12 protein-coding genes are annotated in these 12,872 nt (G+C 58.2%); 6 read left to right on the top strand and 6 right to left on the bottom strand.

Annotated features, from left to right (window positions below; genetic code table 11):
- Positions 1–13: 13 nt before the first annotated feature.
- The 4 genes from RTM13_RS14775 to RTM13_RS14760 all read right to left on the bottom strand — a co-directional run bounded on the left by RTM13_RS14775 (position 14) and on the right by RTM13_RS14760 (position 4,543).
- Positions 14–967, bottom strand: a complete 954-nt coding sequence (locus RTM13_RS14775) for an ABC transporter permease (protein WP_312212740.1) — start codon at positions 965–967, stop codon at positions 14–16.
- 1 nt (position 968) lies between these two features.
- Positions 969–1,955, bottom strand: coding sequence for an ABC transporter permease (locus tag RTM13_RS14770; RefSeq protein ID WP_312212738.1), 987 nt, complete (start codon positions 1,953–1,955; stop codon positions 969–971).
- Positions 1,948–3,456, bottom strand: coding sequence for a sugar ABC transporter ATP-binding protein (locus RTM13_RS14765; protein ID WP_312212736.1), 1,509 nt, complete (start codon positions 3,454–3,456; stop codon positions 1,948–1,950). The genes RTM13_RS14770 and RTM13_RS14765 overlap by 8 nt, the downstream gene beginning before the upstream one ends.
- A gap of 103 nt (positions 3,457–3,559) precedes the next feature.
- Complete coding sequence (locus RTM13_RS14760) at positions 3,560–4,543, bottom strand: autoinducer 2 ABC transporter substrate-binding protein (RefSeq protein WP_312212734.1); 984 nt, start codon at positions 4,541–4,543, stop codon at positions 3,560–3,562.
- A 376-nt stretch (positions 4,544–4,919) separates the two neighbouring features.
- Here RTM13_RS14760 and RTM13_RS14755 point away from each other — a divergent pair, with 376 nt between their 5' ends.
- Positions 4,920–6,059 (top strand): 3-phenylpropionate MFS transporter, encoded by a 1,140-nt coding sequence (locus RTM13_RS14755; RefSeq protein WP_312212732.1) that lies wholly within the window; start codon positions 4,920–4,922, stop codon positions 6,057–6,059.
- Here RTM13_RS14755 and csiE read toward each other — a convergent pair.
- Entirely contained in the window at positions 6,056–7,333 is a 1,278-nt protein-coding gene (csiE, locus tag RTM13_RS14750) for a stationary phase inducible protein CsiE (protein ID WP_312212730.1), read from the bottom strand. The genes RTM13_RS14755 and csiE overlap by 4 nt on opposite strands.
- 124 nt (positions 7,334–7,457) lie before the next feature.
- Here csiE and RTM13_RS14745 point away from each other — a divergent pair, with 124 nt between their 5' ends.
- Both RTM13_RS14745 and RTM13_RS14740 read left to right on the top strand, forming a co-directional pair.
- The gene (locus RTM13_RS14745) at positions 7,458–8,099 is read left to right on the top strand and encodes a DUF1007 family protein (RefSeq protein ID WP_312212728.1); all 642 of its coding nucleotides are present in this window, start codon (positions 7,458–7,460) and stop codon (positions 8,097–8,099) included.
- On the top strand, positions 8,099–9,058 hold the full coding sequence (locus RTM13_RS14740) for a nickel/cobalt transporter (RefSeq protein WP_312212726.1): 960 nt from the start codon (positions 8,099–8,101) through the stop codon (positions 9,056–9,058). The genes RTM13_RS14745 and RTM13_RS14740 overlap by 1 nt, the downstream gene beginning before the upstream one ends.
- 53 nt (positions 9,059–9,111) lie before the next feature.
- Here the strand turns inward: RTM13_RS14740 and suhB are convergent, their stop codons facing one another.
- Positions 9,112–9,915, bottom strand: a complete 804-nt coding sequence (suhB, locus tag RTM13_RS14735; protein WP_312212724.1) for an inositol-1-monophosphatase — start codon at positions 9,913–9,915, stop codon at positions 9,112–9,114.
- A gap of 121 nt (positions 9,916–10,036) precedes the next feature.
- Here suhB and trmJ point away from each other — a divergent pair, with 121 nt between their 5' ends.
- The 3 genes from trmJ (at position 10,037) to RTM13_RS14720 (ending at position 12,862) form a co-directional block, all read left to right on the top strand.
- Positions 10,037–10,768, top strand: a complete 732-nt coding sequence (trmJ, locus tag RTM13_RS14730; RefSeq protein WP_312212722.1) for a tRNA (cytosine(32)/uridine(32)-2'-O)-methyltransferase TrmJ — start codon at positions 10,037–10,039, stop codon at positions 10,766–10,768.
- Positions 10,769–11,039: 271 nt separating this feature from the next.
- On the top strand, positions 11,040–11,531 hold the full coding sequence (iscR, locus tag RTM13_RS14725; RefSeq protein ID WP_312212720.1) for a Fe-S cluster assembly transcriptional regulator IscR: 492 nt from the start codon (positions 11,040–11,042) through the stop codon (positions 11,529–11,531).
- Positions 11,532–11,647: 116 nt separating this feature from the next.
- The gene (locus tag RTM13_RS14720; RefSeq protein WP_312212718.1) at positions 11,648–12,862 is read left to right on the top strand and encodes an IscS subfamily cysteine desulfurase; all 1,215 of its coding nucleotides are present in this window, start codon (positions 11,648–11,650) and stop codon (positions 12,860–12,862) included.
- Positions 12,863–12,872: the final 10 nt, after the last annotated feature.

Raw genomic sequence — 12,872 nt, 5'->3', positions numbered from 1 at the left:
TGTTCTCCTGAAATCAGGCTTTACGATTCTGTAATGCGATAAAGAGGATCAGCACCGCGCCCCACAGCGCCATCGTCAGATAGCTGCTGATCCCCAGCAGGTTAAAGCCACTTTCCAGCATCTGTAGCACGATGAGGGCCAGCACCAGGCCGACGATGCGGCCAAATCCGCCGTCGGGGTTGATGCCGCCAAGCACCGAGGCAAGAATGGTCACCAGCAGATAGGATTCACCGTAGCCCGCCTTCGCCGAGTTAAATTTTGCCATCATCAAAATGGCGGCGGCCCAGCCGAGCAGAGCGGAGATGACATACACCGCAATCTGCACGCGCACGGTATTCACGCCGCTGTAGCGCGTGGCCTGCTCGTTGGATCCAACCAGGTAGAGGCTGCGCCCGAGAGTGGTGTGCTCCAGCAGCACCCACAGCAGCACCGCCACGCCTAAAAAGAGCAGCAGCGCCACGGGGATGCCGAGGACAGTAGCGTTACCCAGGAACTGGATCGCTGCCGGGAAGCCGGAGATCACCGTCCCGTTAGAGAGCAGAATATTGAGGCCGGAGATCAGCGTCATGGTGCCGAGCGTGGCGAGGATAGGTGATACGCCTACCCAGGCGATCAGCGCCCCGTTCAGCGTGCCGATCGCTACCGCGACCGCCGCCCCGGCCAGCAGGGCCAGCGCCAGAAACAGCGGATTGTCTGGATGGCTGACGATCACTGCCGCCATCACCAGCGAGCAGGCGTTGGCCCCGGCGATGATCGACAGGTTGATGCCGCCGGTGAGCATGGTGATGCCCATCCCCAGCGCCAGCATGCCAAGGATCGGCAGTTGGGAGCTGATGGACTGGAAGTTAGCGGCGCTGAAGAAGCGGCTGCCCAGCAGTGCCGAGAAGACCACGGCGACGACGATAATAATCACGCACTGCAGGCGGATGATGGCATCACCGGGTAGAAGTCGTGCGATGGCTTTCATTTCAAAGCTCCCTTGCAAGTTTGCGTTTTTCATTCCAGGCCGTGGCGCTGATGCTGACCAGGATAATGACGCCGCTGAATACGGTGTGCCAGTAAGAGGAGACGCTCAGCAGTGTCAGGCCGTTCTGCAAAAAGGCCAGCAGGACTACCCCAAGCAGCGTGCCGGTTAAGGTACCGCGTCCGCCGCTCATACTGGTCCCGCCCAGCACCACCGCCGCCAGCACCGTCAGCTCATAACCGAGCAGAGAGTTGGGGGCAACGGACTGGGTGATCTGGGCCTGCACCACGGCGGCAACCCCGGCGAGAATGCCCATGTAGCCGTAGACGTAGAAGTGCAGCTTGAGCAGGTTCAGCCCCAGACGCGAAGCGGCATCGCGGTTGCCGCCCATGGCGTAAATCTGGCGGCCGAGGCGGGTAAAGTTCATCAGCACGGCGGTGAAAATAATGACCGCTGCCAGGCAGAGCAGGGGCAGGGTAAGACCATAGTCATAGCCGTCGGCGGCGGTGAACGACAGCCAGTTGATGCCGTTCATAAACCAGTCCGGGAAGCCGTACAGCCAGGTGCCTTTGGTAGCGTAAACCAGCAGGCCATAGTAGACGTTGAGCGTGGCGATGGTAATGATGATCGCCGGAACCCGCAGCCAGTAGACCAGGAATCCGTTGATAAGCCCGAGCAGCAGCCCGACGACCATAGCCAGCACCAGCGCCAGGGCAAAGTTGCCGCCGTGGGCAATGACCCAGCTCGCCATGGCATACTGGGCAATGGCGGTCATGGCCGGGAAGGAGATATCGATCCCGCCGGAGATCAGCACTACGAACAGGCCGCAGGCGAGGATCCCGAGAATGGCGTAGCTGGTGGCGACGTCCGTCAGGTTGCCCAGCGAGAAAAACTCGTCGGTGCTGACGCTCAGTCCGACCGCAAGCGCCACGACCAGCAGCCCAAGCCAGAACTCATGTTGCCCGACCAGGCGGGAAAGTCTGTTATTCATGGATCACCTCAACCACTTCAGCAATCTCCTGTTCAGTACAGCGATGCGGATTAAACTCTGCGACCAGCTTGCCGCGGCGCATGACCAGCACGCGATGGCTGTTGTAATAGGCTTCCGGGATCTCATCGCAAATCATCAGCACCGCCATCCCCTGTTCCGCCAGATCGCGGGCGATCTGGTAGATCCCCTCTTTATTGGCGATATCCACTCCGACGGTGGGCGAGTCGAGGATCAGGATGCGCGGATCGGTCGCGACCCATTTTGCGATGGCGATCCGTTGGGCGTTGCCGCCGGAGAGGGTTTTCACCGGCAGCTGCGGATCGGAGACTTTGATATTCAGGTTGCGGATCAGATCGGCCACCAGCTTTTTCGCCTTACCGTGATCCAGCATGCCGCTACGGGTATGCAGCTTGTCGTACACCGTGACGATGGTGTTGTCGTAGATCGACTGCTCCATGATCAGCCCCTGGGTCAGGCGATCCTCAGAGACGTAGCCGATCCCGTGCTTAATGGCATCATGGTTATTGCGCAGGATGACCGGCTTGCCGTTAATGCGCATCTCCCCGCTCTCCGGGTGGGTCATGCCAAACAGGCTCAGGCACAGCTCGGTTCGCCCGGCACCCAGCAGGCCAACAATAGAGACAATCTCGCCGCTGCGCAGCGACAGGTTGATGTTCTGGTATTTACCCCGGCGGCTTAAGTTACGCAGCTCCAGCATGGGCTCCTGATCGGCGGAGGGTTTTTCCGGCAGCGGACTGTAGTGGAAACGCTGGCCGGTCATCAGGAACGCCAGCTCGTGGCTGTCAAGCTGGCTTGCTGGATAGGTGCCCACCAGCTTGCCGTCGCGCATGACGCTGATGCGGTCAGCCACCTCCATCACTTCGTCGAGACGGTGGCTGACGAATACCACGCAGATCCCGGCAGCTTTCAGTTCGTTGACCACCCGCAGCAGGCCGTTAACCTCCTGACGGGTGAGGGAGGCGGTCGGCTCATCCATAATCACCAGCCGGGCGTCGGCGGCGATAGCGCGGCAAATCGCCACCAGCTGGCGGTCGGCAATGGAGAGTTTTTCTACCTTTTTATCCGGGTGGATGTGTACGCCGATGCGCTGCATCGCGGCCAGCGCCTGCTTGCGCATTGCGCCGCGCTTCACCCAGACGTCGCCTCCCGGCAGATAGCGGTTAACGGCGATGTTCTCCGCCACGCTGAAGTTAGGAAAGAGGGAGAGATCCTGATAGATCACCTGAATGCCGTAGTGGGCGGAGAGCTGCGGCGTCAGGTGGTGAAACAGTTTGCCGTCGAGCTGGATCTGCGCCCCTTTTTCCGGGTGATAGACGCCGGAGATCACTTTAATAATGGTGCTCTTACCGCAGCCGTTCTGCCCTGCCAGACAGTGAACTTCGCCTTTTTTAAGCGTCAGATTCACGTTATCCAGCGCCAGCACGCCCGGGAATTGCTTGCTGATATTCTCAAGAGTGATAAATGCGGTGGTGTCGGCCATGGACAATACCCCTGCGAGCGCCCGTTCGGGCGCTTAAGTCATTCTGTACGAGTGTGCCGGCCAGACGGCCGGCGTTGAGGTTCCCTGGTGTAGGCGGAGAGCCTTAGAAACCGAGCGACTGTGCGTTATCTTTGGTGACTTCGAGGATCTTGTTAAAGCGGATCACTTTCTTCTCCATGTCGACATCGGCTTTCCCTAAACCGTCGATGGTCAGATCGGACGTCACTTCTTTACCCTTCAGCAGCTGGTCGGCAACGGTCACCAGCGCATAGCCCGCATCTTTCGGATCCCACAGCAGCGCTTTTTTGATATCGCCGCGCATCAGGTAAGGTGCGGCCTGGGCTGGCATGGCGATACCCACCACGGCCACTTTCTCTTTCGCCCGTTTCTTCTGCACCGCCTGGCCGGCACCGATAGGGCCGAGGGAGCCAAAGCCGATCACCCCTTTCATTTGCGGATAGGTTTTCATCAGGTCCAGCGTGGTGGAGTAGGACTTATCGATGCTCTCCGCCACCGGCAGGCGCGACGTCACCTCAAACATGTCCGGGTATTTCTCTTTCTGATATTTAATCGCGTAGTCGGCCCAGGCGTTATGCAGCGGCACCGTCAGGGAGCCAACGTAGATGGCGTAGCCGCCCTTGCCGCCCATATCCTTCGCCAGCTCATCGACGTTGGCCTGGGCATACTTCTCGCTGTCGATGGTTTCAATATCCCACTGGCCAATCTGCTGATCCGGTGACTCATGAGTCAGCACTACGATGCCTTTATCGCGGGCTTTTTTCAGCACCGGCTCCAGCACTTTAGCGTCGTTAGGCACCACGATAATGGCGTTAACGTTTTTGGCGATCAGATCCTCAATCACCTTTACCTGCTGAGCCGGATCCGGCGTAGAAGGGCCAGTCTGGTAAGCGTTGACGTCGAGCTTTTTCGCTGCCTCGTTGACGCCGGTTTCCATACGGTTAAACCACGGAATGCCGGTCACCTTAGCGACCACGGCAATTTCATATTTCTCCGCTGCAACCGAGGTACCGGACACCATGCATGCAGAAACCAGAGCTGCGCTGAGTAATGCGAGTTTGAATTTCATAGTTATACCTTTTGTAGGGGCCGAGGCATGTCACGGAGAGAAGATTAGCAATGAAGGGAAGGGGAAACGTATCGCAAAATTTTTAAATGTGACCAGCGCCCATTAATGTAAATTTATAGATAAATTTAGGTTAATGTTAAGTTAAATATCAATAATGTCATTACGTTATAAATGGCTATTTATGTTAAAAATTGATTATTTTGTAACTATAAATTAACAATTTATTATCATTTGGCTTATGTAAGGCCTGGGTCTTCGCTGTTTTAGCCCCTTTTATAGCTCATCAAGTTGCAGATATGTGAGCTGAACCGTGACAAGCAAATTGCAGCCGTCCGTTTTTAACGCCAGACTAACGCCTCCAAAAAGGGAGGGATTCATGGTTTTGCATTCAACGCGCTGGCTGGCACTGAGCTACTTTACTTACTTTTTCAGCTACGGCATCTTTTTACCTTTCTGGAGCGTCTGGCTCAAGGGCACTGGCCTGACGCCGGAGACCATTGGCCTGCTGCTGGGGGCCGGGCTGGTGGCGCGCTTTCTCGGCAGCCTGACCATCGCTCCCCGAGTCACCGATCCCTCCCGGCTGGTGTTCGCCCTGCGCGTGCTGGCCCTGCTGACGCTGCTGTTTGCCCTGGCCTTCTGGGCCGGAAACCACATTGGCTGGCTGATGGTGATTATTATCGGCTTTAACCTCTTCTTTTCACCGCTGGTACCGCTCACCGACGCCCTGGCCAACACCTGGCAAAAGCAGATCGTCATGGACTATGGCCGGGTGCGCCTGTGGGGATCGGTGGCTTTTGTTATCGGCTCGGCGCTGACCGGCAAGCTGGTCAGCCTCTTCGACTACCGGGCGATCCTGGCGATGCTCACCCTGGGAACGATCTCCATGCTGCTCGGGATGCTGCTGCGTCCGTCGGTGATGCCCCTCGGGGAGAGCCGGGCGCAGGCCACCGCGGGCTGGCCTGCATGGCGCAGCCTGATCGGTCAGAACGGACGCTTTCTTGCCTGCGTCTCGCTGCTGCAGGGGGCGCACGCCGCCTACTACGGCTTCAGCGCCATCTACTGGCAAGAGGCGGGCTACTCCGCCTCAACGGTGGGCTACCTCTGGTCGCTGGGCGTGGTGGCGGAGGTGGTTATTTTTGCGCTGAGCAATCGCCTGTTCCGCCGCTGGAGCGCGCGCGATCTGCTCCTGCTCTCAGCGGTATGTGGCGTTGTGCGCTGGGCATTGATGGGCTGGACCACGGCACTGCCATGGCTGCTGGTGGTGCAGGTGCTGCACTGCGGGACCTTCACCGTCTGCCATCTGGCGGCGATGCGCTACATTGCTGCCCGCAAGGGGAGCGAGGTGATCCGCCTCCAGGCTGTCTATTCGGCGGTAGCGATGGGGGGCAGCATTGCGGTGATGACCATCTTTGCCGGCTTCCTGTTCCAGCATCTGCATCAGGGCGTATTCTGGGTGATGGCGCTGGTCGCGCTGCCCGCCATTTTCGTCCGGCCCGGCGTTGCCGCCAGGGCCTAAGACTCCAGCATGTCGCGAATGTGTCGCTGCTGCTGCTCGCTTAGCGTGATCACTGCATGGATCAGCGGCGCAGAGAAGAGCGGCAGCGGCGTCACGTAAGGCGTCACAATCAAGGCTGCCTCACGCGGAGCCCCCTCCTGCTGGAAGGTGGTGAGCGGCAGATACTTAATATTCAGGGGCAGCAGCGTCAGCTCGCGCAGCTGCTCCTCAATAGCCCGCTCCCGCTCGGGAGCGTCGTCAGTCAGCAGAACCACCTGCTTCTCGTGCAGATCGCTCTCCTGCATCAGCCACGCGCCAAAGATCACCGCCACCAGGCCCGCCTCCTCATGGGTAAAGCAGAGGTTATACTCCTCTTCAAGACAGATCAGCGCCTCGCGGGTGGTACGCATCAGCCTGGGGTAGAGCAGAGTAATCTCCTCCGTCAGGCTAGCATCAATTCCGATACCAAACAGACTGCGGTTCAGCGCCTGCGCGAGATGGATATAGAGCTGATCGGTCAGCCCCTGCTCATCGCTAAAGTCCATGCCGGAGAGGGCGCGAAAGCGCTCGATGGTGCAACGGATGGCTTCCCGCAGTCGGGTATCCTGTTGGTGGCTGTCGCGGATTGGGTCCGGCGTGCGCAGCAGCATAAACAGTACCGCCAGGAAGAGATGCTCGCTCACGTGCGGGATCGGAACGACCCGGCGCTGCCAGTGGCGAATAATCTCCTGGGCAACCAGATACTCTGCCCGCGCTTCGGCCCAGGCCTGCTGCAGGGGCGCAAACGCGGGCGTAAAGCCAAGCTGGTGTGCAAGCAGACAATACTGTAAATAGAGACGGAGAAACTGAATATCCCGCTGCTCAAACTGCCGCTGGAGGCGACGGGAGCAGAGATTAATCAGGGCATGCAGGTTAGTATCGTCATACAATGTTCTGGCGATACCCTGCTGCTTAAGGGCACTTTTTAGCGCAGGGGTAAAGTGAGCGCTAACAAAATTGGGGCAGAGGCGGATGGCGCGCTTGAGCCAGTGAACGAGACAGAGACGCTGGTCGAGCGCCGTGCCCTCAATGCGATAGCTGCCATCCTGCTGCGCGGCAATGCTCAGCCGATGGTAGCGCTGGATCTCATGACCCGTGTCGGCAATATCTTGCCGGGTGACTGTGCCGTCCACGTTGTTCAGCTTGCCGAGCATATCTGGTGTCACCGTTTGTCCCGGCAGGGCGAGCATTAGGAGTACATGACAGCGGCGTTGTGAACTGGAGAGCACAGATGGCGGTATCGTTACGGTTGTCATCTGCTGGATTCCAGTTAGGGGTTTCGATAAGAATAGCTAAAGGATACGGTGGCGGAAGCCCCCCTGGCGGGCTTTCCCTCAGGAATGCCGGAGGGCGTCACAGAATTTTTCTCGTAAGGAACACATGCAAACAGTCAAACAGTACGCTGGTGCGCTGGTTTTCGCGTTTTTATCGCTTCCCGCGCTGGCTCATCCCCATAGCTTTATTCGTCTGCAAACCGAGCCGGTGGTGGAGGGGGGGCAACTGGTGGCCCTCAACATGCGCTGGACGATGGATGAGATCACCTCAGCCGATCTGCTGTATGACGCCGGTGATGCAAAGCCGGAGTCGCCGGTGTGGAAAAAGCTGGCGGCGGAGGTGATGGCCAACGTGCTGGGGCAGCACTACTTCACCGAAGTCTGGCACAACGGCCAGCGGGTTAAATTTCTCAACCGGCCCAGCCACTACGGCATGTCCCGGGTCGATCACCAGGCGGTGCTGACCTTTACCCTGCCGCTGGCCACGCCGCAGCCGCTGGCCGGGCAAAGCTATACCTTCTCCACCTTCGATCCCACCTACTATGTCGATATGACCTATCAGGATAAGAGTGACGTTACGCTGTCCGCCGATGTACAGAAGCGCTGTAAAGCTGAGTTGCATACGCCGACGCCAGGGGAAGATACGTTAGCCTTCGCGCAGTCGCTGGATAAAGAGGACGCTCCGCCGGAGGATATGGATCTCGGCAAGCAGTTTGCCCAGACTGTGACCCTGGAGTGTAAAGAGTGATGTTGAGTGCGTCCCGCTGGCGCTCGCTCTGGCCGCTGGCCCTGCTGCTGCTCTGTGCGGTCGTGGGCGGGATAGAGCTTTGGCACGCCTGGCCGCAGATCATGCTGGAGAGCGCGGGCTGGCAGCGGGAAGTTAATCAGCAGATGAGCGCTCTGTTAAAAGGCGTGGCGGCAAATCCCACGCAGGCGGGTGGAGCGCTACTGCTGTTTAGCTTTCTCTATGGGGTGCTGCACGCTCTCGGGCCGGGTCACGGTAAAGTGGTGATAACCACCTGGCTCGCCACCCACCCTTCAAAGCTGAAATCAAGTATTGGCCTGACCCTGGCCTCGTCGCTGCTCCAGGGGCTGGTGGCCATCGCGCTGGTCGTGGTAGTGCTGACTCTGCTCCAGCTGCCCGCCCGTCAGCTGCATCTCAGCAGCTACTGGCTGGAGAAGGGGAGCTACGCCCTGGTTGGCGCGCTGGGAATGCTGCTCTGCTGGCGAGCGCTGAAAAGGCTGCGTCTTCTCCTGCGCAGGCCGCAGTTTAGATCCTTTACGCCTCACCATGTGCATGATGCCCACTGCGGCTGCGGCCACCAGCATCTGCCTACGCCCGAGCAATTAACGCGGGGTGACGACTGGCGCGCCCGGCTGATGATTATTCTGTCGATGGGGATGCGGCCCTGTTCGGGGGCGATCATGGTTCTGCTGTTCAGTAAGGTGATCGGCGTATTTAGCTGGGGAGTGGCGTCGGCGATGGCAATGGCGGCAGGCACCTCGCTGACCATCTCGACCCTGGCCTTGCTGGTGCATAGCTTTCGGCAGCTGGCGGTCAGGCTGAGCGGCAATAAAACGCCGGTGCTGTGGCAGCAGGTGGGCTGGTTAACGCTGGCATTGGCCGGCGGTGTGATTCTGGTAACGGCGGCGGTGGTGATGTGGCTGAGTGCGGTGCCGGTCGGAAGGGGATTACGACCGTTTTAGCCGCATAAAACCTGTAGGCCCGGCAAGCGTTGCGCCGCCGGGCATCACTGAGATTAACGCTTCAGCGCTTCGCTCAGTTCATCACGCATGTTCGCCAGCATGGCTCTCACCACGCGCGGGTTACCGGCGACCAGGTTACCGCTCATCATGTAGTTGTGGTTACCGGTGAAGTCACACACCAGGCCACCCGCTTCACGTACCAGCAGCTCGCCTGCGGCGAAATCCCACGGCTTCAGGCCGATCTCAAAGAAACCGTCCACGCGGCCAGCGGCAACGTAGGCCAGATCCAGCGCGGCAGAGCCGGTGCGGCGGAAGTCAGCGCACTCGGTGAAGAGTTTACCCACGATGTTGATGTAGGCTTTAGCGTGCTGTTTCGCCTTGAACGGGAAACCGGTCGCCAGAATGGTGCCATCCAGATCGCGAGCGATGCTGCCGCGCAGGCGGTAGCCGTTGAGCTGTGCGCCCTGGCCGCGGGTAGCGGTGAAGAGTTCGTTACGCATTGGATCGTAAACTACGGCAACTTCGGTGCGGCCTTTAATGCGCACGGCGATAGAAACCGAGAAGTGTGGCAGACGTTTAATAAAGTTGGTGGTGCCATCCAGTGGATCGATAACCCATTGTACATCCTGATCTGCGCCTGCATGTTCACCGGACTCTTCGGTGATAATGGTGTGTTGCGGGTAAGATTTGCGGATAGTGTCGATAATCACGGCCTCGGCGGCTTTATCAACGTTGGTCACGAAATCATTGCTGCCTTTCTGGTTAGTTTCTACAGCGTCTGGTGTTTCGTAGTGTTTGGCAATTACATTACCCGCCTTGCGCGCTGCGCGCACGGCGATGGTCAGCATCGGATGCATCGGTCTCTCTCACTGGATGTTAAAGAACGGGGTGAAAACGGCGCAGAGTATAGCAGCGAGTTCGGACTATGTCTTTGCTTTATGCTAATATGCGCGAATATTCTTAAGACGCTGAAAAACTATGCTGCAAAATATACGAATCGTGCTGGTTGAAACCTCTCACACCGGCAACATGGGCTCCGTTGCCCGCGCCATGAAAACCATGGGCTTAACGAACCTCTGGCTGGTCAATCCGCTGGTGAAGCCGGACTCCCAGGCCATTGCCCTGGCTGCCGGTGCCAGCGACGTTATCGGTAACGCGCAGATTGTTGATACCCTCGACGACGCGCTGGCGGGCTGTAGCCTGGTGGTCGGGACCAGCGCTCGCTCCCGTACGCTGCCGTGGCCGATGCTTGATCCGCGCGAGTGCGGGCTGAAGAGCGTTAGCGAAGGTCAGCACGCCCCGGTGGCGCTGGTCTTTGGCCGCGAGCGCGTAGGCCTGACCAACGAAGAGTTGCAGAAGTGCCACTACCACGTCGCTATTGCCGCCAACCCGGAGTACAGCTCGCTGAACCTGGCGATGGCGGTACAGGTTATTGCCTATGAAGTGCGCATGGCCTGGCTGGCGGCGCAGGAAGAGGGCGCTGAGCCAGCAGAGGAAGAGACGGCTTACCCGCTGGTGGATGACCTGGAGCGCTTCTACGGCCACCTTGAGCAGACCCTGCTGGCAACCGGTTTTATCCGCCCCGATCATCCGGGCCAGGTGATGAACAAGCTGCGCCGTCTCTTTACCCGCGCGCGTCCGGAGAGCCAGGAGCTGAACATCCTGCGCGGTATTCTGGCGTCGATCGAGCAGAAGAATAAAGAGCAGTAGCGTCTATTTGCCCGGCGGCTCAACGCTTGCCGGGCCTACGGTTTTGTAGGCCGGGTAAGCGCAGCGCCACCCGGCGTGAAGGAAACGGCACTAATAGCCAAATACCTGACTAAAACAGTCAAGTAAATAGTTGACCATTTTAGTCGGGAATGTCACACTTGCGCCTGCTATGTAACAGACCATTTATATCACTGTTTTTATAACAACGTTTTATAACTATCTATATATAACGACAACCCCGGGCAGGGGCGAGTTTGAGGTTAAGTAAGACATGAGACTGACATCTAAAGGGCGTTATGCCGTTACTGCAATGCTGGACGTTGCGCTCAACTCTGAATCGGGCCCGGTTCCGTTGGCTGATATCTCCGAGCGTCAGGGAATCTCCCTCTCCTATCTGGAGCAGCTCTTCTCCCGCCTGCGTAAGAACGGCCTGGTGGCCAGCGTACGCGGTCCGGGCGGCGGTTATCTGTTAGGTAAAGATGCCAACAGCATCGCCGTTGGCGAAGTGATCAGCGCTGTTGATGAATCGGTAGACGCGACCCGCTGTCAGGGTAAAGGCGGCTGCCAGGGCGGCGATAAGTGCCTGACCCATGCGCTGTGGCGCGACCTCAGCGATCGTCTGACCGGCTTCCTGAACAATATCACCCTCGGTGAACTGGTCAATAACCAGGAAGTGATGGACGTATCCGATCGCCAGCACAGCCAGGAAACACAGCGCACGACCCGCGCGCAGGACGCCATTAACGTCAAGCTGCGCGCGTAATAAAACCATAAAAGATTTATGAACCAGGCCGGAGCGCCAGCTCCGCCACGTCGGCCGTACATCCAGCCGTCTGCCTGGTTCCTTGCATTGAAGCGATGTACGGAGTTTATAGAGCAATGAAATTACCGATCTATCTCGACTACTCCGCAACTACGCCGGTGGATCCGCGTGTTGCCGAGAAGATGATGCAGTGTCTGACCCTGGACGGAAACTTTGGTAACCCAGCTTCCCGTTCACACCGTTTTGGCTGGCATGCTGAAGAGGCGGTAGATATCGCCCGTAATGAGATTGCCGAGCTGGTTGGCGCTGACCCGCGTGAAATTGTTTTCACCTCCGGTGCAACCGAATCCGACAACCTGGCGATCAAGGGTGCTGCTAATTTCTATCAGAAAAAAGGCAAGCACATCATCACCAGTAAAACCGAACACAAAGCCGTGCTGGACACCTGTCGTCAGCTGGAGCGTGAAGGGTTTGAAGTAACCTACCTTGCGCCGCAGAGCAACGGCATTATTGACCTGAAAGAGCTGGAAGCCGCCATGCGCGACGACACCATTCTGGTCTCTATCATGCACGTGAACAACGAAATCGGCGTCGTACAGGATATCGCGACTATCGGCGAACTCTGCCGTGCGCGCGGCATCATCTACCACGTTGATGCGACCCAGAGCGTGGGCAAACTGCCTATCGACCTGAGCCAGCTGAAAGTTGATCTGATGTCCTTCTCCGGCCACAAAATCTACGGCCCGAAAGGGATTGGCGCGCTGTACGTGCGTCGTAAGCCGCGTATCCGCATCGAAGCACAGATGCACGGTGGCGGTCACGAGCGCGGTATGCGTTCCGGTACGCTGCCTGTACACCAGATCGTCGGCATGGGCGAAGCCTACCGCATTGCGAAAGAAGAGATGGAAACCGAGATGGCGCGCCTGCGTACGCTGCGTAACCGTCTGTGGGACGGCGTAAAGGATATGGAAGAAGTGTATCTGAACGGCGATCTTGAGCAGGGCGTACCAAACATCCTCAACGTCAGCTTCAACTACGTTGAAGGCGAGTCGCTGATCATGGCGCTGAAGGATCTCGCGGTCTCTTCCGGTTCCGCCTGTACCTCTGCAAGCCTCGAGCCATCCTACGTGCTGCGCGCGCTGGGCATGACCGACGAGCTGGCACATAGCTCTATTCGTTTCTCTTTAGGTCGTTTCACTACCGAAGAAGAGATTGACTACACCATCAATCTGGTTCGCAACTCCATTGGCCGTCTGCGCGACCTCTCTCCGCTGTGGGAGATGTTCAAACAGGGCGTGGATCTGAACAGCATTGAATGGTCTCATCATTAATCGGTAGCGG

Source organism: Pseudescherichia sp. (genome assembly GCF_031979925.1).
Classification (GTDB): Bacteria; Pseudomonadota; Gammaproteobacteria; order Enterobacterales; family Enterobacteriaceae; genus Pseudescherichia.
This window is presented reverse-complemented; position numbering and strand designations above follow the sequence as displayed.

Coding starts and splice junctions, on each gene's coding strand:
- RTM13_RS14775 (WP_312212740.1), bottom strand. CDS start 967: ATGAAAGCCATCGCACGACTTCTACCCGGTGATGCCATCATCCGCCTG.
- RTM13_RS14770 (WP_312212738.1), bottom strand. CDS start 1,955: ATGAATAACAGACTTTCCCGCCTGGTCGGGCAACATGAGTTCTGGCTT.
- RTM13_RS14765 (WP_312212736.1), bottom strand. CDS start 3,456: ATGGCCGACACCACCGCATTTATCACTCTTGAGAATATCAGCAAGCAA.
- RTM13_RS14760 (WP_312212734.1), bottom strand. CDS start 4,543: ATGAAATTCAAACTCGCATTACTCAGCGCAGCTCTGGTTTCTGCATGC.
- RTM13_RS14755 (WP_312212732.1), top strand. CDS start 4,920: ATGGTTTTGCATTCAACGCGCTGGCTGGCACTGAGCTACTTTACTTAC.
- csiE (WP_312212730.1), bottom strand. CDS start 7,333: ATGACAACCGTAACGATACCGCCATCTGTGCTCTCCAGTTCACAACGC.
- RTM13_RS14745 (WP_312212728.1), top strand. CDS start 7,458: ATGCAAACAGTCAAACAGTACGCTGGTGCGCTGGTTTTCGCGTTTTTA.
- RTM13_RS14740 (WP_312212726.1), top strand. CDS start 8,099: ATGTTGAGTGCGTCCCGCTGGCGCTCGCTCTGGCCGCTGGCCCTGCTG.
- suhB (WP_312212724.1), bottom strand. CDS start 9,915: ATGCATCCGATGCTGACCATCGCCGTGCGCGCAGCGCGCAAGGCGGGT.
- trmJ (WP_312212722.1), top strand. CDS start 10,037: ATGCTGCAAAATATACGAATCGTGCTGGTTGAAACCTCTCACACCGGC.
- iscR (WP_312212720.1), top strand. CDS start 11,040: ATGAGACTGACATCTAAAGGGCGTTATGCCGTTACTGCAATGCTGGAC.
- RTM13_RS14720 (WP_312212718.1), top strand. CDS start 11,648: ATGAAATTACCGATCTATCTCGACTACTCCGCAACTACGCCGGTGGAT.